Origin of the sequence: Imperialibacter sp., from assembly GCF_040222385.1 — a bacterium.
Classification (GTDB): Bacteria; Bacteroidota; Bacteroidia; order Cytophagales; family Cyclobacteriaceae; genus Imperialibacter.
Map to the genome: position 1 here is coordinate 476,308 of NZ_JAVKDF010000022.1, position 26,299 is coordinate 502,606.

Annotated in this window: 24 protein-coding genes; 10 read left to right on the forward strand and 14 right to left on the reverse strand. The window is 46.4% G+C overall.

Going from position 1 to position 26,299, the window contains the following annotated elements; all coding sequences use genetic code 11:
- Positions 1-9: 9 nt before the first annotated feature.
- From RIG68_RS09605 to mnmA, 3 genes are read right to left on the reverse strand one after another with little or no spacing between them, the layout of a single operon-like run.
- The gene (locus tag RIG68_RS09605) at positions 10-1,665 is read right to left on the reverse strand and encodes a S8 family peptidase (protein ID WP_350121627.1); all 1,656 of its coding nucleotides are present in this window, start codon (positions 1,663-1,665) and stop codon (positions 10-12) included.
- On the reverse strand, positions 1,652-2,350 hold the full coding sequence (locus tag RIG68_RS09610) for a hypothetical protein (RefSeq protein WP_350121629.1): 699 nt from the start codon (positions 2,348-2,350) through the stop codon (positions 1,652-1,654). The genes RIG68_RS09605 and RIG68_RS09610 overlap by 14 nt, the downstream gene beginning before the upstream one ends.
- The gene (gene mnmA, locus RIG68_RS09615) at positions 2,334-3,452 is read right to left on the reverse strand and encodes a tRNA 2-thiouridine(34) synthase MnmA (RefSeq protein ID WP_317491865.1); all 1,119 of its coding nucleotides are present in this window, start codon (positions 3,450-3,452) and stop codon (positions 2,334-2,336) included. The genes RIG68_RS09610 and mnmA overlap by 17 nt, the downstream gene beginning before the upstream one ends.
- 224 nt (positions 3,453-3,676) lie before the next feature.
- Here mnmA and RIG68_RS09620 point away from each other — a divergent pair, with 224 nt between their 5' ends.
- The 8 genes from RIG68_RS09620 to RIG68_RS09655 all read left to right on the forward strand — a co-directional run bounded on the left by RIG68_RS09620 (position 3,677) and on the right by RIG68_RS09655 (position 11,326).
- Positions 3,677-4,270: a class I SAM-dependent methyltransferase gene (locus tag RIG68_RS09620; protein WP_350121631.1), complete on the forward strand. Its 594-nt coding sequence runs from the start codon at positions 3,677-3,679 to the stop codon at positions 4,268-4,270.
- Between the two features lie 11 nt (positions 4,271-4,281).
- Positions 4,282-5,028 (forward strand): ankyrin repeat domain-containing protein, encoded by a 747-nt coding sequence (locus RIG68_RS09625; protein WP_350121633.1) that lies wholly within the window; start codon positions 4,282-4,284, stop codon positions 5,026-5,028.
- Positions 5,029-5,178: 150 nt separating this feature from the next.
- Positions 5,179-6,135 (forward strand): hypothetical protein, encoded by a 957-nt coding sequence (locus tag RIG68_RS09630; protein ID WP_350121635.1) that lies wholly within the window; start codon positions 5,179-5,181, stop codon positions 6,133-6,135.
- Between the two features lie 309 nt (positions 6,136-6,444).
- A complete protein-coding gene (locus tag RIG68_RS09635) occupies positions 6,445-7,302 on the forward strand; it encodes a hypothetical protein (RefSeq protein WP_350121637.1) in 858 nt (285 codons plus the stop codon).
- Positions 7,303-9,987 (forward strand): CHAT domain-containing tetratricopeptide repeat protein, encoded by a 2,685-nt coding sequence (locus tag RIG68_RS09640; RefSeq protein WP_350121639.1) that lies wholly within the window; start codon positions 7,303-7,305, stop codon positions 9,985-9,987.
- Between the two features lie 80 nt (positions 9,988-10,067).
- Positions 10,068-10,358: a nucleotidyltransferase family protein gene (locus RIG68_RS09645; RefSeq protein ID WP_350121641.1), complete on the forward strand. Its 291-nt coding sequence runs from the start codon at positions 10,068-10,070 to the stop codon at positions 10,356-10,358.
- The gene (locus tag RIG68_RS09650) at positions 10,351-10,707 is read left to right on the forward strand and encodes a HepT-like ribonuclease domain-containing protein (protein ID WP_350121643.1); all 357 of its coding nucleotides are present in this window, start codon (positions 10,351-10,353) and stop codon (positions 10,705-10,707) included. The genes RIG68_RS09645 and RIG68_RS09650 overlap by 8 nt, the downstream gene beginning before the upstream one ends.
- A gap of 16 nt (positions 10,708-10,723) precedes the next feature.
- Positions 10,724-11,326, forward strand: a complete 603-nt coding sequence (locus RIG68_RS09655) for an N-(5'-phosphoribosyl)anthranilate isomerase (RefSeq protein WP_350121645.1) — start codon at positions 10,724-10,726, stop codon at positions 11,324-11,326.
- 14 nt (positions 11,327-11,340) lie between these two features.
- Here RIG68_RS09655 and trmB read toward each other — a convergent pair whose 3' ends face one another.
- From trmB to holA, 9 genes are all read right to left on the reverse strand, one after another.
- A complete protein-coding gene (gene trmB / locus RIG68_RS09660) occupies positions 11,341-11,997 on the reverse strand; it encodes a tRNA (guanosine(46)-N7)-methyltransferase TrmB (protein ID WP_350121647.1) in 657 nt (218 codons plus the stop codon).
- 2 nt (positions 11,998-11,999) lie between these two features.
- Positions 12,000-13,292: a bifunctional folylpolyglutamate synthase/dihydrofolate synthase gene (locus tag RIG68_RS09665; protein WP_350121649.1), complete on the reverse strand. Its 1,293-nt coding sequence runs from the start codon at positions 13,290-13,292 to the stop codon at positions 12,000-12,002.
- 7 nt (positions 13,293-13,299) lie between these two features.
- Positions 13,300-14,244, reverse strand: coding sequence for a hypothetical protein (locus tag RIG68_RS09670; RefSeq protein WP_350121651.1), 945 nt, complete (start codon positions 14,242-14,244; stop codon positions 13,300-13,302).
- A 3-nt stretch (positions 14,245-14,247) separates the two neighbouring features.
- The gene (locus RIG68_RS09675) at positions 14,248-14,637 is read right to left on the reverse strand and encodes an ExbD/TolR family protein (RefSeq protein WP_317491876.1); all 390 of its coding nucleotides are present in this window, start codon (positions 14,635-14,637) and stop codon (positions 14,248-14,250) included.
- A gap of 10 nt (positions 14,638-14,647) precedes the next feature.
- Positions 14,648-15,313: a MotA/TolQ/ExbB proton channel family protein gene (locus RIG68_RS09680; RefSeq protein WP_151996504.1), complete on the reverse strand. Its 666-nt coding sequence runs from the start codon at positions 15,311-15,313 to the stop codon at positions 14,648-14,650.
- Positions 15,314-15,321: 8 nt separating this feature from the next.
- Complete coding sequence (locus RIG68_RS09685) at positions 15,322-16,134, reverse strand: SPOR domain-containing protein (protein ID WP_350121653.1); 813 nt, start codon at positions 16,132-16,134, stop codon at positions 15,322-15,324.
- Between the two features lie 147 nt (positions 16,135-16,281).
- The gene (locus RIG68_RS09690) at positions 16,282-17,925 is read right to left on the reverse strand and encodes a hypothetical protein (RefSeq protein ID WP_350121655.1); all 1,644 of its coding nucleotides are present in this window, start codon (positions 17,923-17,925) and stop codon (positions 16,282-16,284) included.
- Between the two features lie 11 nt (positions 17,926-17,936).
- Positions 17,937-21,014, reverse strand: a complete 3,078-nt coding sequence (locus RIG68_RS09695; RefSeq protein ID WP_350121657.1) for a tetratricopeptide repeat protein — start codon at positions 21,012-21,014, stop codon at positions 17,937-17,939.
- A gap of 29 nt (positions 21,015-21,043) precedes the next feature.
- Entirely contained in the window at positions 21,044-22,066 is a 1,023-nt protein-coding gene (gene holA / locus RIG68_RS09700; protein ID WP_350121659.1) for a DNA polymerase III subunit delta, read from the reverse strand.
- Between the two features lie 991 nt (positions 22,067-23,057).
- Here holA and RIG68_RS09705 point away from each other — a divergent pair.
- Positions 23,058-23,453 carry a TerB family tellurite resistance protein gene (locus RIG68_RS09705; protein WP_151996499.1) on the forward strand — a complete coding sequence of 132 codons (396 nt, stop codon included), beginning with the start codon at positions 23,058-23,060 and terminating at the stop codon, positions 23,451-23,453.
- Between the two features lie 44 nt (positions 23,454-23,497).
- On the opposite strand, the gene RIG68_RS09710 is transcribed toward RIG68_RS09705, so the two are convergent.
- Positions 23,498-23,950, reverse strand: a complete 453-nt coding sequence (locus RIG68_RS09710) for a MaoC family dehydratase (RefSeq protein ID WP_350121661.1) — start codon at positions 23,948-23,950, stop codon at positions 23,498-23,500.
- Positions 23,950-25,287, reverse strand: coding sequence for an APC family permease (locus tag RIG68_RS09715; protein ID WP_350121663.1), 1,338 nt, complete (start codon positions 25,285-25,287; stop codon positions 23,950-23,952). The genes RIG68_RS09710 and RIG68_RS09715 overlap by 1 nt, the downstream gene beginning before the upstream one ends.
- Before the next feature lie 130 nt (positions 25,288-25,417).
- On the opposite strand from RIG68_RS09715, the gene RIG68_RS09720 reads away from it, so the two are divergent.
- Entirely contained in the window at positions 25,418-26,185 is a 768-nt protein-coding gene (locus RIG68_RS09720; RefSeq protein WP_350121665.1) for a glucose 1-dehydrogenase, read from the forward strand.
- The last annotated feature ends 114 nt before the right edge of the window (positions 26,186-26,299 follow it).

A 26,299-nucleotide genomic window follows, 5' to 3' on the forward strand; every position in this document is an offset into this window, starting at 1 on the left:
TAGGTTTTCTTAGTATCTGAGCAGTTTTACCTGCTTTTCAAATGTGCTTGAAGACAAACGCAAAAAATAAACGCCAGGAGTTGTGCCCGAGAATTCAAATATAACAACGTCGTTGATATCGTAGCTATTGTATTCTTTTTGGGCAATCATCTTCCCGTTGGCATCGAACATCTGTACATAGAGCCCATTGACAGCCAGTTCATTATTGATTTTGATACTCAGCCTGTTCTCTGTAAAAGGATTGGGGTATACCTTTACCTTGTCGTTGATCACATCATCCACTGAAAGGATTTTTCCACCCGTTGCTTTGATAAAATCAGGGATGCCATAGCCAAACAAGGTGTCAGGTTTGGTTGACCTGTTGGCTGAGTTCAGAATATCGTTAAAGAGCTCTTCCCTTGTTTTTTCCGGTTCTGCCTGAATCAACCCGGCCACAAAACCGGCGACCATAGGAGCCGAATAGCTGGTGCCATTCGCAGTGATCAGCGAGCCGCTCTCTGCCCCCACTGTGGCGAAAACACCCAGCGCCACAACATCCGGCTTGATGCGGCCGTCGGCCGTGGGGCCGATAGAACTGAAACTCGCCAGCTTGCCGCTATTGTCAACTGCCCCTACCGACAATACCTTGGGACTGTCGGCTGGCGCTGTGGCCTTTTTCCAGCTATTACTGCCCTCGTTGCCTACGCTGGCCACAACAAAAATGCCCTTATCGGCAGCGAGGTTGGCAGCTTGAGTGATGATGGCCGTTTTGCCATCCATTTGGGCCTTTGTGTAGTTCATTTGCGAATCGCTGAACACATTATAGCCCACCGAAGTATGAATGATGTCAGCGCCAAGGCTATCGGCCTTTTCAGCGCCAAAAAGCCAGTTGTATTCCTCGATCCGATACTCGCTTTTCACATCTTCCGTCACGAAAAGGGCAAAATCTGCTGCGGGAGCTGTGCCCAAAATCAGTGTGGTGTCGTTGCCTTCTACCTGGATCATTTTAGCCCCAATGGTAGAAAATACCCTGGTGCCATGATCATCAAATGTGTATACCTGTTGTCCGTTCGTGACGAAGTCGTATGTCTGTATTATTCGGTTACTGCTGCGAACGTCCTCAAAAAACGGAACGGCATCAACGCCTCCAAAACCTCCGTCAAATATGGCAATCAGCACGCCCTGCCCGTAGAAACCCTGCCGATGCATGTGCTGAACCGAAAGAAGACTGTTTTGAAATTCGGTGGTGGCGAGTACCCTGGCAGTGGCATTTTTACTCTTGAAGCGGCCGTTGGCTGTTTCGCCTTTGGTAAGCCGTGCTCCCGGTGCTACAAGTTCGACTCGTGAAACGAATGGCAGCGCATCTACCGTAAGCACCTTGTTGACGTTGCACTGAATCAGCGCCAGGTTCATCCATTTGGAGGTATGATACACCTCAACGCCGGTTGCTGCCAGCTGATCGAGATACGTTTGGCTGACTGGCAAATCGGACTCATCTACTGCAACGCCCTCTTTCTCCCTCCTTAAAATAGCCTTTTCTGAAAGGAACTCTTCAGGCCTGTCAGCGGAGTAGGTGCCACCTGATTTGTCTGCGAATTGAACAATATACCGATTGACCTGAGCTTTCAGCGAAAGCCCGGACAGTAGTAAAATCGAAATGATCAGAGCTCCTCTACTCCTTACCATGTGCAACAAGTTCCATGTATAATTTTCGGCCAGAATCTATGATCTTCTGTCCAAAGCACTCTTCTGTACTGCAGTAATTTAGCTGAATAAATTCTTTTTTCACCAATCCAATCTCCTTGGCAAAGTACTCTCGTCTCACATCCTGAAAAACGATAGTATCCAGCACTTCCCTTTGAAGGATTGTTAGCGTGTTTTCGAATGTGGTGTCACCCACCTCAAGGGCCGCTCCAAGCCCGCTGACCTGATAGGTCTCTTCTCCCCTGTTGTTCAGCGCATTACCGTTCCACTCTTTGCCTTCAGCTAATGGAAAAGTAAGCTTGATAAAGGGCACATTATTTTCAATGCGAACCGCCTGGGTAGTAGAAAGCCTTGCCGTCCAAACGGAGTCGAGCCGCCAGTCTACTTCTGTAGTTTCACGGCTAAAGCGCTCCAGTCTGTAGCTCAGGCTACCTGATAAATCGGTGAAAGTATCCGCTACCACTTCCCTGAGAAAGTAGTGCGACGGCATGGAGTCGAGCAGGTTGTAGGTAGTAAGGTCGACCTCATATTCCCAGTAGAGGCCCTTTTCCATCGGAAAGAAATCAGCGCCCAGCCTGGAGGTGTCGGGCACAATGGTTTCTTCCTGACAGCTTATTAGAGCCACCAGGAGAACCCAAAGTGCCGATATTTTAAACAGCCTTGGCATGTTGTCTGAAGCTTGACTGAATCCAGCCACCGCCTATTACGTCGTCGCCTTCGTAGAAAACCGCAGCCTGACCAGGAGCAATAGCATTGACTCCGTTGCCGAAGAAAACCTTCATCGTGTCGCCCACTTGTTCTATGACTGCCGGTGCACCATCGTCGTTGTAGCGCACTTTGGTGATAGTATCTAGTCTTTGGCCTGTAAGATCGGTGTATTTCATCATGTTGAGGCCTTTTACGTACATACCGTCTCTGGACAGTTCATCAAAGGTGCCTAACACTACCCGGTTTTTATCTTTTTGAATTTCGGTCACATATACCGGATACCCCAAAGTAATGCCCAGACCTTTCCTTTGACCTATGGTATAGAAAGGATAGCCCTTGTGCTTACCCAGCACAGTGCCATCTTCCAGCACAAACTCACCTCCGTCGACTTGTTCCTCAAGGCCTTCCACCCTTCTTTTTAGAAAGCCACGGTAGTCATTGTCGGGGATAAAGCAGATTTCATAAGACTCCGATTTGTTCACCAGGTCTATAAAACCTCTCTCACTGGCCATCTCCCTTATTTCAGGCTTGCGCAGATGCCCAAGAGGAAACATAGTCCGGCTCAGACTCTCTTGCCCCACTCCCCACAATGCATAAGACTGGTCCTTGTTTTCATCTTTTCCTTTGGAAATAATGTAACGATCATTCTCCTGTCTCACCTTTGCATAGTGCCCTGTGGCGATAAACTGGCAGTCCAGCTTGTCGGCACGCCTCAGTAGCGCCTCCCACTTGATGTGCGTGTTGCACAACACACATGGATTGGGTGTGCGGCCTGCCAGGTATTCAGTGGTGAAGTTGTCGATCACATAGTCGCCAAACTCACTGCGGATGTCCAGGATGTAGTGTGGGAAACCCAGGTTGACAGCAATATTCCTTGCGTCGTTGATGGAGTCGAGGCTGCAACAGCCTGTTTCCTTTTTGGAGCTGCCTGCGGACGCATAGTCCCAGGTTTTCATTGTCATTCCGATGACTTCATAGCCTTGCTCATGAAGCATCACGGCTGCCAGGGAGCTGTCAATACCACCGCTCATGGCCACCAGTACTCTTCCGTGTTTACTCATTAAGTGTGTCTTTCGCCAGGTTCAAAGCCTGACTTTTACATCGATTAAGTCTCTGAGGACGTCCCTCAAAAAGACGAAGCGAACAGAAATGGTTCGCTTGTGGTGCAAAATTACGATAAGTTTTTGGGAAAAACTTTATGTTCTTCGTTCTGCATCGTTTTTAATAAATTAGTTACTTCACATTTCTCAAGTCACCAAGCGGGTTTTCTGAAAAAGCAGTTATTATGGATCCTAAGTTGTTAGGCACAAAATATGACAAAATTGCCCAATGGTGGCACGAAGGACACCTTGCCTCCAACTATGGCGTAGATCAAATCAAAAGGGCGATCACCTATTCTCCCAACAAAAGAAACGCTCTGGATGTCGGCTGCGGCAGTGGCGGAAGAATAATGAAAGAGCTGCTTGCCAGCGGCTTTAGTATAACAGGGCTAGACGTGTCGAGCCAAATGATTGAAATTGCCAGGGCCAATCACCCGGAGGTTAATTTCCTTAATGAAGATATTTGTACATGGCGACCATCAGCAAAATTCGACTTTATTGTTGCCTGGGACAGCATATTTCACCTGCCTTTCAAATCACAAAAGCCCGTCGTTTCCAAACTTTGTGCAATGCTGAATAACGATGGCATACTCATCTATTCATTTGGCAACGACTACGGAGAGCACGAAAACAAATGGAGAGATGACACTTTCTATTACAGCACGATCGGCATCACTGAAAACCTTCGGGTGATCTCGGAAAGCAGTTGCCGGTGTATGCACCTGGAACTGGATCAGTATCCTCAGAAGCACGTATACGTCATTGTTCAAAGAATCTGAAGCCATTCACAATGAAGCCTTTGAAAGCCATCATCACCCAAATTGAACTCCATTCTGTGGAAGGCATTAGGAAGTGCTTTGAAGAGGGAGTCAACCCAAATGGCCTTTTCCGGGATGAGCCCCTCATCTACGAGCTCACCAGCGAGTATACCCGAAGTCCCCGATTTAAGGCGTGCGTGAAGGCTTTTGTTGAAGCGGGGCTGGAGTTTGAGGACAAGGCTTTACTTGCCGTACTTTTAGATGATGCTGAGTCTCTTTCCCGGGAAATAGCGACTAGCCCTTCCCTCGTTTCCAAAAAATACTCTTTAAGGTGTGCTTATACACCCTTATTTGAGGCGACGCTTCTTCATATCTGCGCAGAGTTCAATCATGTAGCATGTGCAGCGGTATTGGTTGAGAATGGCGCTAACGTTAATGCAAAAGCTGGAGTTGATGCGCATGGTTTTGGCGGGCAGACTCCCATATTCCACACTGTGAGTCAGAACAACAATCAGTCGGTTGATATGCTCAACTTTTGCCTGGATAATGGCGCTGACCTGCAAATTACTGTGTCTGGCATTATTTGGGGGAAAGGCTACCCCTGGGAAACCCTCATTCCCTCTGTCAATCCGATCAGCTACGCAATGATGGGCCTCCTTCCTCAAATGCACAGAAACGAGACCACAGTATCGGCTACTGTGAGCAGGCTGCTTCACAGGGCTTATGGCATCGATTATAAACCTTTAAATGTGCCCAACGCCTACTTGAGGGGAAGTTGAATGAATGTTCTTTGTGATGAATGTCGCCAGCGCTACAAATCACTTTCTTCTTTCACCTTCAAATTGGCTGATTGCTTATTATAGGCTAGTTTGATTTCGTAATCAACATACGCTCGCTCAAAACACGGGCACTTCCTTGAGTACCTACCCATGGCGAAATATCTTCTATCGATAGTTTTCATCTGCCTTTCTCGTTTAGTCATCGCACAAGGTTGCAGCGATGCAGGCTTCTGTACCATGGGAGCCATGAAACCAGACCAGGGCTACAATAGAAGGATTCAGATAAAGCTCAGATCCGTCGAGCTAACGCACTACGTTGGTTTCACCAAATTTGGCGATGTGATCTACAATTACGTTCCGGAGGTCAATATCGGAATGAATGGCAGAACTACCCTTCAAATGAAACTACCTTACGTGCGGGTCGACGGTGCCCTTGCGACCACGGCTGGCGTTGGGGACTTAAGCCTGAGTTTAACCAGAAATATTGTTCAGAGGGAAGTCTATCAGGTAAATGCCACCATCGGCACAAAGCTTCCCACTGGTAATTCTAATATAAAAACAGCGGAAGGACTGTCGCTCCCGATGTACAACCAAACCGGACTCGGCAGCTACGATGCTATCGCTGGTATTTCCTTTATCAACTCAAAATGGTTGATAGCCACCGGCATCCAAAAGCCGTTTGGAGAAAACAGCAATGAGTTTCTGTGGAGCGATTGGGATGGAAGCCCGCTTGAAAGCAAAGCCAACGAATACACACAAGCCAGAGCCCTGGTGAGAGGGACAGATGTCATGTTTAGGGTAGAGCGCAATTTCCGGTTCACCAATTTCAATTTCAGCACAGGCTTGTTACCTATTTACAGGCTCACAGCCGATGTCATCAGATTACCAAAGCTCGACTCAGAAGGAAACTTTATCAAATACTACGATCATATAGTGACTGAATCGACAGGTCTGGCTCTGACCTTGATTGTCAGCGGAGGGTACGAATTCAACAGCAGGCTGGGCATAAAAGTGATCAACGGCTTCAGGTTGAAACAAAGATTCAAAAACGCCGATGGATTGTCGAGAGAGCTTGTCAATAATATTTCCTTGGTCTACAAATTTTGATTGAACGTTGTCTACTATATAGCAAACAAGCCCTTACCAGTCACGGAAACGGCTTTCAAAGCACTCCAATCTATCTCAAGAACCCGTGTTACTCTCATTTTTCTTTTAGAAGATCAAGTCAAAAGCGTTACATTTGAACTTTGGTCAATCCAATAATACGGATATTTTTTTCATATTAGTTCACCGAAGCGATTCGTAGAAATCATCATTTATTCTATGAAGTACAAACTTTTATTTTTTTCCTTACTTATCACCCGCTTAAGTTGGTCACAGGGCTGTAGCGACGCCGGCTTTTGTACCATGGGTGCTATGAAACCTGATCAAGGCTACAATAGCCGTATTCAGGTTAAACTGCGGTCGATAGAGTTCACCCACTATGTCGGTCTGACAAGGTTCAAAGACGTGGTCTACAACTATGTGGCCGATGTAAATGTAGGTCTCAACAGCAAAACTACTGTTCAATTGAAAGTGCCTTATGTTTTCGTCGACGGTGCGCTGGCCAATACCAACGGAATTGGCGATTTGAGTGTCAGCTTAACCCGGAACATCATTAACAGGGAGGCATTTCAGGTAAATGCCACTGTGGGATCCAAAATCCCCACAGGGGATGCCAATATCAAGAATGTCGAGGGGCAATCGTTGCCCATGTATAACCAAACAGGACTTGGTACCTACGACGCTGTGGCTGGTATTTCCTTCATTACTTCCAAATGGCTGCTGGCAACTGGTATTCAACGACCTTTTGGTGATATTAATAGCACCTTTCTCTGGAGCGACTGGATTGGTGATCCGCTGGAAAAAAAGGCATTGGAGTACACGCAAGCAAGGTCTCTGGTGAGAGGAACTGATATCATGTTCAGGGTGGAGCGCAACTTCAGGTTTACAAATTTCAACTTCAGCACAGGGCTTTTGCCAATTTACAGACTCAACAAAGACATAATTAATATACCAGTCCTGGAAGGCGATCAGGTAGTTGGCTACACAGACAAAATCATTGATGGCTCGGAGGGACTGGCGCTAACGCTGCTGATCAGTGGGGGCTATCAGTTCAACACAAGACTTGGCATCAAAATGATCAATGGTTTCCGGTTGGTGAAACGACCTACTAACCCTGACGGGCTGTCGAGAGAGTTTGTCAACAATGTTTCATTCATTTATAAATTCTAAATGAAACAAATCAACCTATTTTTCTGGCTCTTTCTGTCTATCTCTATTACTAGCCAGGCACAGGAGTTCTTGCTCGAGCAAGCAGAAAACGAGCAAATCAAGGCTAACTACGCTGAGGCCTACGATCATTTCGAAGAGGCCTCCGCCAGTTTTCTCAAAGCCAACCAAAAAGAACAGGCTGCACTCTGCCAGCTTCGCATGGCGGAATGCCAGCTGGCCATGGGTGAACCACAGTGGGCTCAGGCCATTGTTCAGAGCGACGAGTTGGCGGAGATTATTAAGGGGTCTGGCAATCTCAGAGCAATATCCAAGAATATCCTAGGCGATATTTACCTCAGGTCTGGAAGAAACGACCTGGCGCTGGAAGAGCTCCTCGAAGCTGAGAAGCTACTTCCTGCCAATAGCCTTGAACAAGCGAAGTGCTACAACGACCTGGGGGTGGTGTACTGGAACAACGGCAACCGGGAGCTGGCCCTGCAATACCATGAAAAGGCATTAAGCATTCGCCAATCGGCGGGCGCAGGTAAGGCTGTGTTGCTTGCGGATTCCTACAACAACATCGGGCTTATTTATTTGCAAGACCTGCCCTCCTTCGCTGTCGACTATTTCAACAAAGCACTGGCTATTTACAAAGACAACCTCGGTGACAACCACCCCAAAGTAGCCAGCGGATACAGTAACCTGGCGTTCGCCACCGCTAACCAGGGAAGCTACGACAAGGCGATAACCTACCTCGACCAGGTAATGACTATTTGGAATGCCACCTACTCTGGTGACCACCCCAATAAGGCCTTTACCACCAGCAACAAAGGCCGTGTGACTGAGATGAAGGGAGCACTTGAAGAAGCACTGGCGTTCCAGAGAGTAGCGCTGCAAATGTACCAAAACCTCTATGGAGAAAAGCATCCGGAAATAGCCAATACGTATTTTCTCATCGGCTCGATTTACCAAAAACAAAATAAGTTTGGGTTGGCGGTGGAAAGTTTTCAAAAGTCCATTTATGCAAACCTCTACTCCCAGAACTATCAGACCATCTATGACGTACCAGCACTAAAAGACTATTATAACGCCGACATCCTTCTCTCCTCCCTGCAATCCAAGGCAAAGAACATGGAGGCGCTGCATTTCGAGAAAACGCTGAAGCTCCGTGACATTGACGGGGCACTTGCTACCTACATTGCCTGTGATGAATTGATCACCAGCATCCGACAGATTCGGTTAAACGAGGCTGACAAACTGAGACTGGGTGCTGTGGCGTATGAGGTGTATGAAAACGGCATTAGTACTGCCCTCTATTTGAGCGAACGAACTTTCAAGAAGCAGTACTACCAGAAGCTCGCTTTCAATTTCTGTGAACGGAGCAAGTCGGCGGTGCTTTTGGATGCTATTAACGATACCAAAGCCAAGCACTTCGCCGGCATCCCGGACGAGGAGCTAGCGCTGGAAGACAGCTTAAAGGATCAGATTATCTTTATCGAACAAAAGCTGGCGAGCGGCAAACTTTCGGCTGAAAAAGAAGAAGAGCTGGAGGCAGAACTATTTACCTTTGAATCCGCCTTAAGGAGCTTTATTGAAAAGTTGGAAGATCAGTACCCGGAATACTTCAATCTCAAATATAGCAACACCCTCGCTTCAGTGGAAACGTTGCAACCACTCCTGAGTGAGAGTCAAGGAATCCTCTCCTATTTCATAGGTGAAGAAAATGTATATGTCTTTCTGGTCACAAGCAACCGGCTTAATGCTACCACAATTAAAAAAGACACTAATTTCGCCAGGAACATTGTCGGGTTGAGGAACGCCATCAAGTACAGGCAGCAGGAAGTGTTCCAAAAAGCTTCCGAAGCACTGCACGAACAGCTTATTCCCAAAGTACCGGCCTCCATCAGTTCGCTTGTGGTACTCCCTGATGGCCCAATTAGCGCTGTACCTTTCGAGTCGTTGGTGACCGGTGACAACAAAGATGGCACTATCAACTACCTCATTAGTGAAAAAGTCATTTCGTATGACTACTCAGCTACACTTCTTGCGGAACGAATCGCCAGTAAGTCATCCAGCACGGGAAATGGCATTTTATTATCAGCGCCGCTTTCTTTCGAAAAGAACGAAGTGGTCATGCAGACGCTGCCAGATACGGAAAAAGAAGTGAAGGAGATCAAGTTTCTATTTACCGGATCCGACCAGGAGGCAAACCTTATGTTGAGTGCTTCCGCTTCGGAGAGCTTCATTAAGTCGGATGAACTGGGGCAGTACAAATTTTTGCATTTCGCCACCCATGGCATGGTGAATGAGGCCAAGCCAGAGCTTTCGAGGATTTTCCTCTCGCCAGGAAATGATGAAGACGGCAGCCTTTATTCCGGAGAGATCTACAGCCTTGGGATCAATGCCGATTTGGTCAACCTGTCTGCTTGCGAAACGGGTCTTGGCAAGGTTACCCGTGGTGAAGGCATTATTGGCCTGAGCAGAGCACTGATGTACGCCGGAGCCAAAAACCTGATCGTTTCCCTGTGGCAGGTGGCCGATGCATCGACCGCATCCCTGATGATCGAGTTTTATAAGCAGCACCTTTATCACTCAAACAATAACCTTTTCGCAGATGATCTGCGAAAGGCAAAACTAAGCCTGCTCAATTCTGAAAACTACAAGGATCCGTACTACTGGGCCCCGTTTATTTTGGTAGGTTTGTGACGATTACAGCAGTTACTTTGTTCCAATTGGTAGTGAATTGCTAATTTTGTGATAGCAGAGAATCAATACTATCCGGCGCCATGAAATCGCTCGAAGACATCAAACTTACTCTTGAGAAAAATAAGCAATACTTGTTCAACAAGTACCCCATTCAATCGATGGCGGTCTTTGGTTCTTATTCAAGAAATGAACAGGTAGCTGACAGTGACCTTGATGTCTTAGTCGAATTCAACGATAAAATTGGCATAAGATTTATTGACCTGGCCAATGAAATAGAGGAATTGATTGGCTTTACAGTTGATGTGGTGTCAAGAAACGGAATAAAAGAAAAGTACTTCGAAAAAATCAAATCAGACTTGATTTATGTCTAGCCGTGATCTTCTGTTTCCCCTGGAAGGTATTCTGGAATCGGCTTTAAAAACCAAAAAGTATACCGAGGGCTTGTCATATGAAACCTTCATTAAGGATGACAAAACAATCGACGCTGTGACTCGTAATTTCGAGATCATTGGCGAGGCGTCGAGTCGAATTGACAAAGACTTTAAGATAAACAACCCACATATCGAATGGGATAGGTTAAGAGGCTTCCGCAATCGTATTGTTCATGAATACTTTGGGGTAGACTATGAAATTGTTTGGTCGATCATTGAGCAACATCTACAGGTGCTAATCGATAGCATAGAGGATCTTATTAACGAAACCAGAAACGACACGAAGTAAAAAAGGAAGCATCTTAATGGCATTAAAAGCAATAGTAAAAGTAGGAAGTGTTACCAACCTGAGTGATGCAAGGTATTGTGCCGGCATGGGTGTGGATATGCTCGGCTTTGATATCAACCCAGCAAGTGCAGAATACATCAATCCACTAAAGTTTCAGGAAATAACTGGTTGGGTAGCCGGTGTAAAGCTAGTGGGTGAAGCGCACGGCCTTTCAGAAGAGGATATCAGGGCACAACTAGTTCAATATGAGCTTGATTGTCTGGAAATAAGTGATTTATCCCTGTTGGAATCACTGAAGCAGACAGACCTAACTTTTATCATAAAGGCCACCACAGAAGCAAACCTTAATTCTGCCGTGACAACGGCCAAGAGCACCCCGGCAGTAGCGTATATTTTTGCAGAGCTCAATGAGCGATTAACAGTTAGGCAGCTCGTTAGTGCAAGTTCACACGTGGCTCTGCTTGTTGGCTACGACATCAACCCCGATCAAGTGGAAGGCCTTTTGGCTTCCGGTAGAGTGAACGGATTTGCACTAAAAGGAAGCCAGGAAGTTAAGCCGGGCTTCAAAGACTATGATGAGCTGGCTGATATGCTGGAAGCCCTCGAAGCAGACGACTGAAAAGACGAGGCAGCCTAGGCAAACCGAAACTTCATGTACTTGATGGTTTCCCCCTTTTCGGTGAAAATCAGCTCGTACTTGGTTTTGATCCCGTAGTGCTCTTCCCAAAGGTTGGACTGATAGAGATCAAAAGTGTAGTCCATATCAACGGTTGTGTACTTCTCTTTCAACAAGTCTAATGTGTACTGAAAGAGTGGCGTGCTATCGGTTTTAAAATACACCCAGCCGTCTTTCTTCAACATGCTTTTGTACATATCAAGAAACCTGGGTGATGTAAGCCGCCGCTTTTCGTCTCTGTCTTTCGGCCTGGGATCTGGAAAAGTAATCCAAATGGCAGACACCTCCCCTTCTTCAAAAAACTCCTCAAGCTTCTGAATTTGCGTGCGCAGAAATCCTACATTGGTGAGTCCCAGGGCCTGTGCCCGCTGGCTTCCCTTCCAAATCCTGTCTCCCTTTATATCAACACCGATAAAGTTTTTGTCGCTGAACCGTTCCGCCAATCCAACAGCGTATTCTCCCCTACCACAGCCAAGCTCGACAACGAGCGGCAAGTCATGGTCAAAAAATTCTTTGTTCCACTTGCCTTTTATCGTTTCAAAAAGTGGCTTTCCTTCTTCGAGCACATTTCTGCTTTCACGGTTCTGTATGTACCTATCGGTCTTATTTCTCACTACTACAACTGATCAATTTCTGCTACCACAAAAGTACTTCCGCCTACAAAAATGACATCCTTCTCTCTAGCTTTTTTGTTTGCCAGGCCAATTCCTTCGTTTACGTCACTAACCACCTCTCCTGAATATCCCTCCGCTCTTGCTTCCTCATAAAGCCGTTCAGCGGGCAGCGCTCTGGGAATGCTGGCCGCAGTGAAATAGTAGTAGGCATCCCTCGGCAAAACACTCCACAGCTTCGACCTGTCCTTATCGCTCACGACCCCGATAACGATGTACAGTTGCCCATGGATGTTCTCGCTGAGCTGTCCGAACAACTCCCTCATGCCCTCTTCATTGTGGCCTACATCGCATATCATCAGCGGCTGCTGTTGCAGCACCTGCCAGCGCCCCTTCAGGCCAGTCAGGCCTTTCACATCACTGAGTCCCTTCGCTACGGCCTCACCAGAAATGTCAAATCCTCTCGTGCGCAGCACATCGACGACACTGAGAATTCCCGGCAGGTTTTTGAGGTAATACTGACCTGTTAGGTCAAGGTTCAATGTCATCGGGTCAGACCCACCAGTTTTAGCTACCGAAACCACTCTTGAAAACAAGCTATACTCCTTTCTTTCAACCCTAAAGCCGTCCCTGGCAATGACGACCGGGCTGTTTTCCTTTTTCGCCTTCTCAATAAACACCGCATCCAACGACCCGTAATAACCTCCGACCACCACGGGTGTGCTTTTCTTAATAATTCCTGCCTTTTCTCCTGCTATTTCTTCCAAAGTGTCGCCCAGCAAGTCCATGTGGTCATAGCTAATAGAGGTAATGAGCGACACCAGTGGGTTGATCACATTCGTTGAGTCCAGCCGCCCACCGAGGCCCACTTCTACGACGGCAATATCGACCTGCTCACACGCAAAGTGGTCGAAGGCCATGGCCACTGTGGTTTCAAAAAAGCTCGGTTTTACTTCTTCCAGCACCGGCTTCATTCTTTCTACAAAAGCCACCACTTTGTCCTGGGGCATCTCCTCTCCATTGACCCTGATCCGTTCTGTAAAGTTCTTTAGATGAGGTGAAGTATACAGGCCAGTTTTGTAGCCTGCGGCCTGCAAAATGGCTGCGATAGAATGAGCGCTGGTACCCTTTCCGTTTGTGCCGGCAATATGAACTGATTTGAATTTGTTCTGAGGGTTACCAAGAGCCTGGCATAGCGCCAAAGTATTTGTAAGATCCTTTTTGATGGCCACCTTGCCCACCCGCTGAAACATCGGAAGACTGCCGTACAGGTAGTCCAGCGTTGCCTGGTACGTCATTGGCTAATTAGCGGGATTTGATGATAAAAGTAATTCGGCCCTTAGACCTGGCAGGCATAACGGCGGTAGGATCTTTAGGAATAAAATACAATTTTTCGACTTCACGTTGGTACACCATTGCCACAGCAGCACTAACTCCCCGCTCAATGATTTGAAGTCTGATTATTTCTCCCTTATCGTCCACCTCAATTTCAAATACCAAACGACCACTTTCGTCGGATTTATCATCTGGCCTGGGAAGTTCCTCCCAATCCCAACCCGCCATATCAAGAGCAGCACCACCTCCACCACCCGGTGTTCCGTACAGGGCACGGGCATCGACAGTTCCGTCTTTGCTTCCTTTATCACCTGTAGCAGCAGCGTTATCGCCCTGGCTGTTGGAGGCTACTACTTTATCAGAGGCGACACCGCCTGATGGCTTCTCAGCAGGCTTTTCGGTGGGTTCTTTCTTGGTTTCTACCGGAGTTGGTTTTGTTTCTGCCACTACTGGCTTAGTTTCCTTTTTCACCTCCTTCGGCTTCTCTTCTTCTTTCTTAGGCGTGGTCACCGGCGTTTTGACCGGCTCCTCCTTGCGCACATCAGGGCTGGCTACATTCTGTGTCACTACCGCCTCCTCTGGTGCATTGGTTGATTCCTCCACTACTTCTGGCTCAGCCGTATCCTCTACAGGCTCCGTCTCTTCTGTTTGTGTCTCTTCAGGAACGTCTTCATTGACCTCTTCGGCATCAGATGTGCTTTCGCTTTGCTCTACGGTAGATTCTGGCTGCACAGCGCCAGACCCTTGACTATCCAGGCCAAAGTTTAATTCTATACCATACTCAGGAATGGGTGGATTCGGTTCTTTCCAGGCCAAAAGAAAGGCAAAAATCAACAAAAGCAGCGCATGGACGCCCAAAGAGACAGCCGTGCCTATTCTTTCATTTTTCTTTTCTTCTTTGCTCTGAAACTCCATTACCTAATTCGGTTTTGTCGCTATCGATACTTTGGCCTCCAAAGCAGTTGCTATGCCTGCCACATAAACCAAGTGCTCCGTAGGAACAGATTTGTCTACATGCAATACTACCACTCCCTCTTTGCCAGCCAACTCATTCCTTAAAACCATTTCCAGGTTATTCCGGTTCACCAGCTTGTCGTTTACATAGTAACGTAAATCGCTGCTAATGGTGACACTCACTTTTTGAAGCACAATGGTGGAGCTTTTGCTCGAAGGCAAATTGACAGGCAAACCTGAAGGTGTAACAAACGTAGCCGTGAGCATAAAGAATATCAGCAGGAGGAAGACGATGTCGGTCATCGAACTCATGCTGAATGATGCATCAATCTTATTTTTTGGACGTAGATCCATGCTTCAGTGGTTATTTAGGCTCCTGTAGCAGGTCGATGAACTCAATGGCGCTGTATTCCATTCTGTGGATGACCTTCTGCATCCTGGTCACCAGGTAGTTGTAGCCCAGATAGGCAATGATACCGACCGTGAGGCCGGCCGCTGTGGTCACCATGGCTTCGTAAATGCCCGATGACAGCAACTTTGGACTAACTGAGCCTTCTTCCTGCGCAATGGCGATGAAGGCCTGTATCATACCCGTTACAGTGCCAAGGAAACCGATCATGGGGGCTGCGCCTGATATGGTCGCTAAAACTCCAAGGTTCTTCTCCAGTTTGTAAATCTCTATTTTGCCGACGTTCTCAATAGACACCTCAATGTTTTTCAAAGGGCTCCCCAGGCGGGAAAGGCCTTTTTCGATCATTCTGGCAACAGGTGTGCCAGTTTGGGCGCAAATCATTTTGGCACCATTTACATCTCCAGCCAATACTTTGGCTCTGATGTCGTCTGTAAAGTGGTCGGGAGTCTCACCTGCCTTTCTCAATGTAAGAAACCGCTCCACGAAAATGATAACGGCTACGACGGACAATAATAAAATGGGGATCATCCAGAATCCCCCTTTTAACATCAAATCAATAAGAGTGACCGACTGATCTTCAACGGCAAGATCAGCGGTGTCAATTTGCAGTAACATCATATGTTATATCAATACCTTAAAGCCCAAACTTCACCTCCGTAGGTTGACTTAGCTTTTTCGGCTTCATCCACTGCTTCCTGATAAGAGTCGAAATCGGAAATACTCACTCTGTAAAACCTCGATTTCCCGAAGGGCTTGATAACAGTTGAGTTCAAACCCTCTTTTGCCAGCTTCTTACCATAGTCATCGGCTAAATCCCCATCGAAAAAGCTACCTACTATTACATAAGAACGACCAGTTCTCTCAGTTAGTGTAACTACCTCGCCGGTTGTGTTAACTGGCTTTGCAACTACGGGCTCTTCTTTTTTAACAGGCTCCGGCTTTGGTTCAACCGGCTTAGGCTCCGCTTTCTCGACTTTTGGGGTTGCTTTGGCAACTACTTTCTTGTCGTCATCTTTATGATGCCAGTACAAAAAGGCAAAACCTATAAGAACAAAGGCCACCGCCCCTATGATAATAATCCTTGTGAAGCTCTTGGCCGAGTCGCCACCCTCATTGGCTTCCTGATAAGCCTGTTGTTTGAACGATGGAGGGGGAGTTCCGCCAAATACATTTGAAACCTCCTCATGGCTTGGCTCCTCAACGTCAAAAATTGAACTCACCTGGCTATCATCTTCCTGAAAAGAAGACGTTTCTGGCTCACCAAAAACCGAGCTGGGTTCTTCAGTTGGAGTATCGCTGGAAGAATCGTCCTCAGCTTCGTCTTCATCGTCATCCAGTGCTTCATATTCAAGTTCCGGAAGTCCGAAGTCCTCGTCGTCCTGAGGTGCGTTTGAACCACTCTGTTCTTCCTTGTCTTTGTTTGCTTTGCTTTTAGCCATTTATTAAGAGGTTGAGAGTACTTTAGATTCGTTATAAGCTAAACTCAGTTGAAGTAACAATTCCGTAAAATAGAAATTTCTTATGTTTTAATGAAAAAATTCCTAGCCGCAAATAAAGAAACTTTTTTGGAATAATTTAAGAACACCTTAGAATGAATAAGAAAAACCTGCTTTGAAAGTAAGCCCCCTTACCGGATAATTTGAAAGTAATTGATACTGCTGGTTGGCTAAATTGTGAAACTGAAGAAATATTGTTGCTCTTTCAGATAGCAAATAATCAAGATCAATGTAAACGTCAGTCGCTGCTTTCAATTCTTTGGATTGTCCTAAATCCCAGTCGTAGGCTTTTATCCCTCCGAGGTATGCTAAACCTGCCTTTGTTCTCATTTTGTTAAAGGCAAGAAAACTTCCATTGAATGCTATTCTGTAACCCGGCATATGCCAGGCTTCTTCAAAAGTATCGGAGCTGTAATTATAATAATTGACTTGCAGACCCAAATTGATGGAACTTCCCAGGTAAAAGTCGCTGGCCATGTACAAATCCAACACCTTGAAATTGGCGGTATCGTAGGCTAAAATAAACTTTGACGGATCATCAGGCGAGTTGAGAAAAACGCCAAATTGTTTGAAGACCTTTTGCGAAAGGCCCACTTTATAGCTCATAAAAGCCAGATTCCCCTGTGCACCCAGCCCGAGGTTCAAGATATTATTGGAATTATGAATATCTACTCCCTGAGCTAGATAAGGATTGCGTGCACTCATGCCCTGCCATGTATTCAACTGGCTGTTTCCTGATAGTTCACCAAAAATGCCAAAGGATTTGCCGAATTGGTATTTCCCTTTCAAAACGGGGTATACCTGCGAGGCAGGCACCAATGAGTCGGACTGATATACATATCGAATACCAGCTGATACCTGATAATTGTCGCCAGTGTACACCACGGAAGGCGCAAGCCCAATTCTTTGCCTGCTGGTGCTCAAAGAATCTTTGTAACCTATTAAGTCAGCGAAAACGCCCACATGCCCGGTGAGTGCACTTTGCAATTCCATGGAAAGATCCGCATTCACTTTCACCCAGTTTTCCGAGATATCCAGGTTGTCACTTTGTCCATTGTAGGCAAGGCCTCCAGAAATACTGATATCAGACTCGGACGATGAGTTGTCGATATTTACAGACACGCCATACTTATTGAAGTTTCTCTTCAGGCTGTCCTCTCCCTCAGTTACTGAAACTGACGGGTCGTATCCATAAAAATTAAAGCGTGAAAGCTTGTAGTAAGCATCTCCCGATGCAGTAAACCCATCCCCAAAATAGCTCGCCTCCCCTTTCAGCAGGGTCTCTCCTGATGCGCTGTTCTTTCCGTCAACAGGGCCTTTGCCAAATGAAAGATGTTTTGCCTGAAACCCGGCCAGGTACTGCTTATTTCGCTTGTTATAAAGATAAAGCTCACCCAACGGAGAATTGTAGTTGCCATAACCGAGCTTCACCAGATTACCATAATACTTTTCCAACGGCTCTGCCTGAAGCTTCAATGCCTTGATGTCGACGGTAGTAGGCGGAACCGTTACGTCGAGGGCGGGAAAAACGTATTCCTGCTTGATACCACCCGTTTCAATGGCTACAGGAGGTATTTTCTCAAAGCTTCGGGGCTGAAAGGGCAATACTATTTCCCTGTCCTTTTCTATTACAACTTCTGCTTCCTGTATTTCCCCCGCTTCTTCCCACTGCTCCTGCGACCAGGCCGGCAGACTCATCAAAAGACAAATGCAGAACAGTAAGCTTTTATACATTTTCGGCATAATTAATTTCTCTTTTGACTTGTGCTATCCTTTTTAATCGGTGACTCATCGCTGTCTTTTTGTGTTACCGCCTCGACCTCTCTTTTGTCCACTTCCTGCAACTTGGTTCTTGCGGCCGCTTTCATCTCAGGCAGCGGGCTGTTAGTAATCACCGACTCCAGGGTTGCTTTTGCCTGAAACAGCTCATTCAACGCCAGGTAGTTGTCGGCAATGAGTAAAAATGACTTTCCTAACCAATAGTCATAAACTGCATATGACTTATTCAGGCCAAACAACGTTTCAAGCGAACGCTTGTACTCTTTCTGTCTGAATTGGATCAGGCCAACGTAATATTGTGACTCAGCAGCATTTATGTCCTTAGCGGCATTTACCACGGCCAAAAACTCATCCAATGCAGCACCATACTGATTACGTTCGAATGCAATTTTCCCCACATAGGTGCCGGCTTTGTTCTGGGCATTGAATGCCACCTTGTCGTCGCCCAGGATTCTCTCAGCATACACCTGGGACGAATCCAGCGCATTGGCGGCAAAATGAGACTCCATCAGTCCTTCTCTGGCGGTGTACAAATCCCGTTTGCTATCGGACGACACCCTAAGCTTGTGCCAGTATTTGATGGCCACGGGATAGTTTTTGTTGCTATACTCCAATGCGCCGATCCGCTGGTATACCTTGGCCGGAGACACCGTCTGCATGTCTCCAATCAGCTGATAATATGCCTCTAGTGCTGGTGCTGTTTGATTGAGCCTGTAATAGCTCTCTCCTATGTAATAAAGTGCCTCGGCAGCATTGATACTTTGTGGGTACGACACCCTATAACCCTTTAAGGCGGCGATGGCTTCAGTATACTTTTGTTCAAAGTAGAGGTTTCTGGCCCTTTCATATTCGACACTTTCCAACGCTTTGTCATCGGGATTGGCCTTCTTATAAAGGGTTATGTACTGATCAACTTCATTGGATTTACCCATCAATGCCAATACCTCTTGCAGCCCCAACAGAGCACTATTGGCCAAAGTATGCTGCGGGTATTCTTCCAGCACTTTCTTATAGTCGTTGGCTGAGGCAGGATACTCTTTCAAATTGTAGCTGCTCGATGCCCTGCGAACCAATGCGTAAGGCATAAACCCACTGTTGGGGTATTTGCTAATAACGCTGCTAAAACCCGCTTTGGCCCTGGCGTAGTCGCCAGCTTCGAAGTCGAGCTGAGCCGATTGGAACGTGGCGTCGTCAGCATAGCGAGAGTTAGGAAAAGCCTTTGTCACCTGATCAAGCTCTCTCTTTGCATCTTCTCGCCTATTCTGAAAACCAAGAATCACCCCCCGCTGATAGAGCAAGTAGTCCCTTTCCTTAAATCCGTTAGAGCCTGCCTGCTGGTAGAAGGTCAGGGCTTCATCGTATTTCTTCTGAGCATAAAGGCAGTCTGCCAGCCTCACCTCTGCATCACGGTTGTTGTCGGGCCGACGGTTGTTTACATAAGCCTTGAAATAGGTGGCAGCCTCGGGGTAACGATTCAGGTTGAAAAGGGCATAGCCCATGCCATAGTTGGCTTTGTGCACAGTCAAGGAATTGCTCCTCCGTCCCTTTTGCAGTGCCATCGTATAGCTGCCAATGGCGTCTTTATATTTTTTTCCTGTCGAGAAGGCCTCTCCTTTCCAGAACCATGCGTCAATTTCTAATTCTGGATCCAGCGGGTAGCGCAGAGAGTTGTCGAACATCTGCACCGACTCATAGAATTTACCGCTGTTGAACAACTGAGTGGCATTGAGAAAGGCTGCTTTTTGATAGGCCTTTTTGATCCGCTGACTTCCCAGGCCCACTTTCTCGAAATAGGCCAGCGCCCTGTCGTAGTTGCTGGAGTTGACGTAGGCCTCGGCTATCATGTCCTGCGCATCTCCCTTGTCGGACGACTGAGGATACTCCCGCATGTATTTTTCAAGCACAGGAATCGCCTGTTCGTAGTTCCCCAGGTCCATGTGCACCTGCGCCAACTTAAACATAGCCCGTTCCTTTACCTTCTCGTCGTATTCAGTGTCGGCAGCTTGCTGGTAGGCACTTACTGCAAATGACTTATTGCCCTCCATGATGTAAAGATCGCCCAGGTAATAAGAGGCAGCCTGCCCTATTTCATCTTTCTCCAGGGCCACATACTTAAAGTTCTCAATAGCTTTGGCGGGCTGTTTTGCCTGCATATAGCTGTAAGAAATCCTGAAGAGCACCGGCGCAACAGGCTTCTTGCGCATGGGCTTCATGTACTGCTCATAATAAGGCAAAGCTTTTGCGTAGTCTTTCTGCTCGTAGTAAGCTTCGGCAGCATATAAAGCAATCTGATCAACATTCTTCGCTTCTTTCGTGCCCGTCAGGTAAGGCCTCGTATAGCTGGTCAGCTCTTTGAAATCATTTTTTCTGTACAGTGTGGCGGCTACCAACTCAGGAACAATCGTTTCATAGCCGTCGCTTTCTCCTGCCACCCTAAGGTCAGCCAGGGCATTGTCATATTGCTTGAGCTGGAAGTAGATGTAGCCTGCGTAGTAATGGGCTGGCGCTTTATATTCTCCATCCGACTTCTTCACCAAATTGAAATGCGGCAAAGCCTCATCGAACTTTTTCAGTGTGAAAAGCGAAAAACCCCAATGGAAGTAAAATTCAGGTCTTTCAGCCGTGGGAAGGCGCTCAGGTTTGGCTTTGGCGTAGAACTCTGCCGCATTGCTGTAGTTTTCCTGACGGTAATAGAAGTTGCCAACCTCATAGTAGCCCGTAAGGGCCCTTGGATGGTTGGGATACTCAGTAAGAAATCTCTCAAAAAGACCTTCTGCATCAGCATGCTGGAGTGAAAGGCCACAAAACGCTTGAAAATAGAGCGCATCGGCTACATTCGAACCGGCTGGCTCTCCCCTCAAATATGCCTCGAAAGACTTTCGGGCTGCAGCAAACTTGTTTTGATTAAACAAGCTTACCCCCTGCTGGTAAAAATTCCCTTCACGGGAGTCGCTGATAGATGTTTGGGCCAATAGCAGGTCAAAGCTGCCCGCAAACATCACGGCGATCAATATTAGAATACCTTTCCTTATCTGTTTGGTCACTTGAAAGTAGGTTTAACCCCTTGAACGATTTAATGCATCAACTTGTATACCAATTCTTTCATTAAATCCTCTTCACTGATTGAATTGCTGGTAACGCCCTTTGCCTGAAGGTCAGCGTTTTTCAGCAAATGGATATTGCGAATAACCATCATAGCGCTGTAGTTTCTGGCTGCCACCTTGTACTCTTTCACAAAGAACGGAGAAACTCCTATTTTTCGTGCAAGTTCGTCGTCGGACGCCTGGTTATTTTTGTGCAAGAGCAGCAGCTTGGTGAAGTAAGTGAACAGAATGACCAAAAGCGGGATAACTGGGTGACTCTTCGTGTTGGCTCCAAAGTACTGGACAATTTGAAAAGCCTTTTTATGGTCTTTCATCCCAATGGCCTTCTGAAGCTCAAATTCATTAAAGTCTTTGCTGATGCCCACAAACCGCTGGATATGATGCTCATCCACCACCGTATCACCAGGCAGGTTGACCTTCACTTTCTTCAGCTCGTTATGTATCCTTTCAAGGTTGTTACCAATATGCTCTGAAAGCATATACACAGCTTTTTCGCTCAACTTTAGCTGAAGGTCGGCGGCAAACACCTTGATCCACTCAGGCACCTTGTTGTCGTAAATCCTTTTCTCAGCCAGCACCACACAAGCCTTCTCCAATTCCTTGGCCAGCTTTTTCCGGGCATCTATGGTTTTGTATTTATAACAAAATACCAGCACTGTACTTATGTTGGGCTTCTCAAGATAGGCAGTTAGTGCCTTTTCACCTTCCTCCCTGTTTAGGTCAGAAATATCCTGCGCTTCCTTCACAAGCACCACCCGCCGCTCTGCCATCATCGGAAACTGGCGGGCATGGTTCAAAATATCGATGATCTTGTTTTCCTTACCGTAAAGCACTGTTTGATTAAAACCCTTCAAGCTCTCATCAAGAGCATGCTGCTCAATATAGTCGCCTATTGAATCAATAAAGAAGGGTTCTTCTCCCTGGAGCCAATAAATAGGCGCATAAGTATTGGATTTTATGTCTTTGAGAATTTCGTGGTAGCCTTTAGGCATGAAAAGCGGATTGATTTATTCGGCTGCTAAGATAGTTACTTAGAACAAAAGTGAAGACTGCCCCTTCAGGATTATCTCTTTTGGCTGATAAAAGGTAAGGTTTGACCCGATCTTCCATTTAATGCCAGTAAATGTATAACAGGCGCTAAAAATTACATTCGCTGCAAAGCCCATAAACATACTCAATCGCAAATACCAGCCGCATTTAAGCGTCATTACATTGCTAATTGGCAAGAATTACCCAAAACCTTACACCAATAATACTTCACTTTAAATGAGCGAATACGCCGATCCAATGTAGCATACCTTTGAAATATCAAAAAACAAAAATCTTTACAGCTATGAGAATTCAATACAGATTTGCCAACTTCAACCACCTTGGATTAATGATCGTTGAGATGTTCAGAGGGAAAAGAAAGAGGAATCACTCGATCTAAAAAGTTTCGACGACTACCAGGTGTCCTCTGTCCCGGTGAAACACCAGTTGGTCGTCTTTTACCCATCAGCAGTTTAATAGATCATACCTTTGTCAAAAAATTAGAAATCATGAGATTAAAATCAGCAATAAGAGACTTGAATCATCTGGGAATGGTTATCGTAGAAATCTTCAAAGGGAAGAAGAAGAAGGCGGCCTCCAAATAATAACTCTCTAAAAGTACAGACAGAAATATTTTGTACTTTTAAAAGAAAACTTCCTCGAAAACGCTCCAACGGGACGTCGTGCAGATACAGATCATAACAAAAGTAACCGAAGCCGACAAGTTGCTTGATGCTGTAGTGCATGATAACTTGGAGTTTTTTGAGTTAAAGCTAGAAACTAAAAATATTTAAGGGTGGAGAGCATTTGGCTATATAAATAGTCATATGGCTTGTTGCAAAATTTATAGTTTGAAAAAAAGTAACGATAAATTTTGCAGACAAAGATTACAATTTGCGATTATTACACAGTAAATTGTTCATCTGAACAAGTTCACTCTAAAACGACAGACTAATGAATGTTAGAAAACACCTGAGTGCCCTGATAGGACTTGCACTTGTTGACCATGACTTTTCTGATAATGAGAAGCATTTAATACTGTCTATTGGGAAGGCACACAAAATAAGTGAGAGAGAGATTGAGGAGTTGATTCTGCGTCCGGAAAAGGTAGATATGGACTCGCTAAATGACGACCAGAAATTTGAGTTGCTTTATGACTTGGTGTTGCTGATGAAAGTTGACAGAGAGGTATATTATAGTGAGATTAACTATTGCCAGGAAATAGCCACGAGGCTTGGTTTTGACAAAGCCGTAATCGCTGAACTCTCTTCGAAAATATATTCTGATCCAGCCATCACATCCGACAAAGCGCATTTAAGACAGAAAGTTCTTGCGTTTAAGAAGGCATAACCAGATTTAAAATCTTAAATGTAGGCTCACTAGTGAGCCTTTTTTTATGCCATTAGCAGCGTAATAGTTTCCGCTACCAATGCATCTTTTTCACTTCCTTCTAACTCCAGGTTGTTCTTAGTGAATAGTTTAATGCCAGAAGATCCCTCCTCTATTTTTAATAGCTTTGTCTTCAACCTCACCCTGGCATTTACTGGCACTGGTGCAAGAAATCTGATCTTTTCACTACCGTAATTGATCGCCATAGCTGCCAGTTTAAACTCAACAAGCTGCGCTTTCAGCCTGGGAAGAAGTGAAAGCAGGAAGAAGCCATGAACGATAGTTGTGCCGAAGGCCGAGGCAGCCGCCCTGGAAGTATCCACATGAATCCACTGGTGGTCGCCGGTAGCAGCCGCAAATGCATTGATCATGCCCTGGTCTATCTTCAGCCAGTCAGAGGTTCCTATCTCCTGCCCTACCAGAGCCTCCATTTGCTCAATGCTGGTAATTTCGATCATTAGCGCTTCTTTGAGTTAATCTTTCTTAAAAAGAGGAAAATGGGAAATCCAGCTAATAAAAACAAGGTGCTCACCAGGGCCGCCATCGGGTTTTCTAAAAGGGCGTTGAAAGAAACGATAAGAAGAAAGAGAATAAACACGACAGGAATGACGGGATAGAGCGGCACCTTGAATCCACTGTACGGTTCGTCTTTCATCTTTTTCCGGAGTACAAAAATAGCAGCGGCAGCCGTTGCCAGTATCAGTGTATCGTTGAACATCACAAGGTTGATGATCTGGTCGAACTTACCCTGCGTGATGATAAAAAACAGCACCAGACCGGTAAATATTGACAGGGCAAACTCCTGTACCTGAGTTTTGGGGTTGACCTTCATAAACAGTCTGGGTACGGCATCGTCCTGTGCCATGGCGTGGTAGGCCCTGGGTAGCTGCATCAGTGTGGCATTGATGAAGCCCAGCACCGAAATAAATATCGTGACAGACACGATCCTTCTTCCTACTTCTCCGAACACCACCTCAGCCATGTCGGCAGCGATGAGGTTGGCAGATTTAACACCTTCAAAGCCAAGCACGGCCACATAACCCAGGTTAATGGACAAATAGAGAAAGAAAATAATGGCGACCCCTCCTATCACTGCCCTTGGAAAGTTTTTTCTGGGGTTGATCACGTCGCCGCCCATATTCATGATCGACTGATAGCCTCCACAGGTATAAAAGACAGATATCAGGGCGATACCGATGCCTGCGAAACTGAATGCTGAAGGTTCTGTTCTAACTGTGGCCTCTGCAACTTCCGGTGCAAGGAGCCCCAAACCGCTAAAAAGCAAGATCATCACAATCTTGATCACCGTAATTGCATTCAAAACCCTGGCCCCCATCTTAAGCCCTGCAAAATTGATAAGGAACAACAACACAATGATCATTCCAGCGAGCCATTGGAGACCTGTTTCTCCCTGAAAAAACGTCATGGGAACAAAAGGTTGAATGTACTCCGAGCCAAGTATGGCCACCGCAGCCATGCCGGCCCCCTGCACCAATATGATCCCTATCCAGTTGAGCATGAAGGCCAGCGCAGGATGGAAACTTTCTGACACGACCTTATAGTACCCGCCCGCCATGGGCTTTCGACAGCCAATTTCGGCGTACGTCAAGCCCCCAAAAAGGGCAATCACACCGCCTATTACCCAGGCCAGGAAGAAAGCAGACTCCGAGCCTGCCGCATTGGCTACCAGAGAGGGTGTGCGGAAAATGCCTATTCCAATCACCAAACTGACCACTATCATGGTGGTGTCGAACAAACCGAGCTTCGGCTCTATGTCGTTGATCTTGTCTTTCATCGTTGCCGAAAATAGGTATTTCGATCAAACAAATTGTACACAGCCCAATCAAAGGCATGATTCGACTTTAAATGGGGCAAATTCATGTCGTGGGTGTATTATTTACTTATCTTCCCCTAAAAGACATCCAATGACGATTCAGGAAAAATTCAGGCTCGATGGAAAAGTAGCTGTGATTACCGGGGCCAGCAAAGGTATCGGTGAGGCCATGGCGCTGGCCCTTGGGCAGGCAGGAGCCAAAGTGGTGGTGAGCAGCCGTAAGCAAGATGCCGTGAACGAGGTGGCTGAAAAGCTAAAGGCTGAGGGCATTGAAGCCATTGGCGTAGCTGCCAATGCAGGTGAAAAAGCTGACCTGGAAAACTTGCTGAAGGCGACCGAAAAGGCGTTTGGTGGTGTCGACATTATCATCAACAACGCCGCCACCAATCCGGTGTTTGGCCCTGTAGTGCAAACAGATGAAGCCGCTTTTGACAAAATCATGCAGGTGAATGTAAAAGGGCCTTTTATGCTGAGCAAGCTGGCTTTCCCCATCATGAAACAAAGTGGCGGCGGCTCGATTATCAACATCAGCAGCATTGAAGGTCTCAGTCCTGAGCCATTTATGGGCATGTATGCCGTAAGCAAGGCGGCGCTTATTTCGCTCACAAAGGTGTTTGCCAGGGAGTGGGGTGCAGCTGGCATCAGGGCCAACGTCATTTGTCCCGGGCTTATCCAAACCAAGTTCAGCCAGGGCCTGTGGGCTAATGAGGCCATTCTCAACAAGATAGTAAAAGAGCTGCCTATTGCCAGGATTGGTCAAACAGATGAAATGGCTGGACTGGCATTGTATCTCGCATCGGAAGCTTCCAGCTATACCACTGGCGGCGTGTTTGTGGCCGACGGCGGGTATACAATCTAAATCGCATAATAGCTACAAAACGAGAAACGGGCTGGTACCGCTACCGAGCAGTGATTCGGTGAAGAATATTGAAATAGAAAATGCAAAAATTTGGAAAAACACTAGTTTTGCTGT

Bases quoted from the DNA above. Each gene is read 5' to 3' on its own strand.
- RIG68_RS09665 (WP_350121649.1), bottom strand. From the start codon at position 13,292: ATGACGTACCAGGCAACGCTGGACTACCTGTACGGCAGTCTTCCGATG.
- RIG68_RS09690 (WP_350121655.1), bottom strand. From the start codon at position 17,925: ATGTATAAAAGCTTACTGTTCTGCATTTGTCTTTTGATGAGTCTGCCG.
- RIG68_RS09675 (WP_317491876.1), bottom strand. From the start codon at position 14,637: ATGGATCTACGTCCAAAAAATAAGATTGATGCATCATTCAGCATGAGT.
- RIG68_RS09635 (WP_350121637.1), top strand. From the start codon at position 6,445: ATGAAACCTGATCAAGGCTACAATAGCCGTATTCAGGTTAAACTGCGG.
- RIG68_RS09625 (WP_350121633.1), top strand. From the start codon at position 4,282: ATGAAGCCTTTGAAAGCCATCATCACCCAAATTGAACTCCATTCTGTG.
- RIG68_RS09645 (WP_350121641.1), top strand. From the start codon at position 10,068: ATGAAATCGCTCGAAGACATCAAACTTACTCTTGAGAAAAATAAGCAA.
- RIG68_RS09715 (WP_350121663.1), bottom strand. From the start codon at position 25,287: ATGAAAGACAAGATCAACGACATAGAGCCGAAGCTCGGTTTGTTCGAC.
- RIG68_RS09630 (WP_350121635.1), top strand. From the start codon at position 5,179: ATGGCGAAATATCTTCTATCGATAGTTTTCATCTGCCTTTCTCGTTTA.
- RIG68_RS09610 (WP_350121629.1), bottom strand. From the start codon at position 2,350: ATGCCAAGGCTGTTTAAAATATCGGCACTTTGGGTTCTCCTGGTGGCT.
- RIG68_RS09685 (WP_350121653.1), bottom strand. From the start codon at position 16,134: ATGGCTAAAAGCAAAGCAAACAAAGACAAGGAAGAACAGAGTGGTTCA.
- RIG68_RS09620 (WP_350121631.1), top strand. From the start codon at position 3,677: ATGGATCCTAAGTTGTTAGGCACAAAATATGACAAAATTGCCCAATGG.
- RIG68_RS09710 (WP_350121661.1), bottom strand. From the start codon at position 23,950: ATGATCGAAATTACCAGCATTGAGCAAATGGAGGCTCTGGTAGGGCAG.
- RIG68_RS09680 (WP_151996504.1), bottom strand. From the start codon at position 15,313: ATGATGTTACTGCAAATTGACACCGCTGATCTTGCCGTTGAAGATCAG.
- RIG68_RS09640 (WP_350121639.1), top strand. From the start codon at position 7,303: ATGAAACAAATCAACCTATTTTTCTGGCTCTTTCTGTCTATCTCTATT.
- RIG68_RS09705 (WP_151996499.1), top strand. From the start codon at position 23,058: ATGAATGTTAGAAAACACCTGAGTGCCCTGATAGGACTTGCACTTGTT.
- RIG68_RS09670 (WP_350121651.1), bottom strand. From the start codon at position 14,244: ATGGAGTTTCAGAGCAAAGAAGAAAAGAAAAATGAAAGAATAGGCACG.
- RIG68_RS09655 (WP_350121645.1), top strand. From the start codon at position 10,724: ATGGCATTAAAAGCAATAGTAAAAGTAGGAAGTGTTACCAACCTGAGT.
- mnmA (WP_317491865.1), bottom strand. From the start codon at position 3,452: ATGAGTAAACACGGAAGAGTACTGGTGGCCATGAGCGGTGGTATTGAC.
- RIG68_RS09605 (WP_350121627.1), bottom strand. From the start codon at position 1,665: ATGGTAAGGAGTAGAGGAGCTCTGATCATTTCGATTTTACTACTGTCC.
- holA (WP_350121659.1), bottom strand. From the start codon at position 22,066: ATGCCTAAAGGCTACCACGAAATTCTCAAAGACATAAAATCCAATACT.
- RIG68_RS09720 (WP_350121665.1), top strand. From the start codon at position 25,418: ATGACGATTCAGGAAAAATTCAGGCTCGATGGAAAAGTAGCTGTGATT.
- RIG68_RS09650 (WP_350121643.1), top strand. From the start codon at position 10,351: ATGTCTAGCCGTGATCTTCTGTTTCCCCTGGAAGGTATTCTGGAATCG.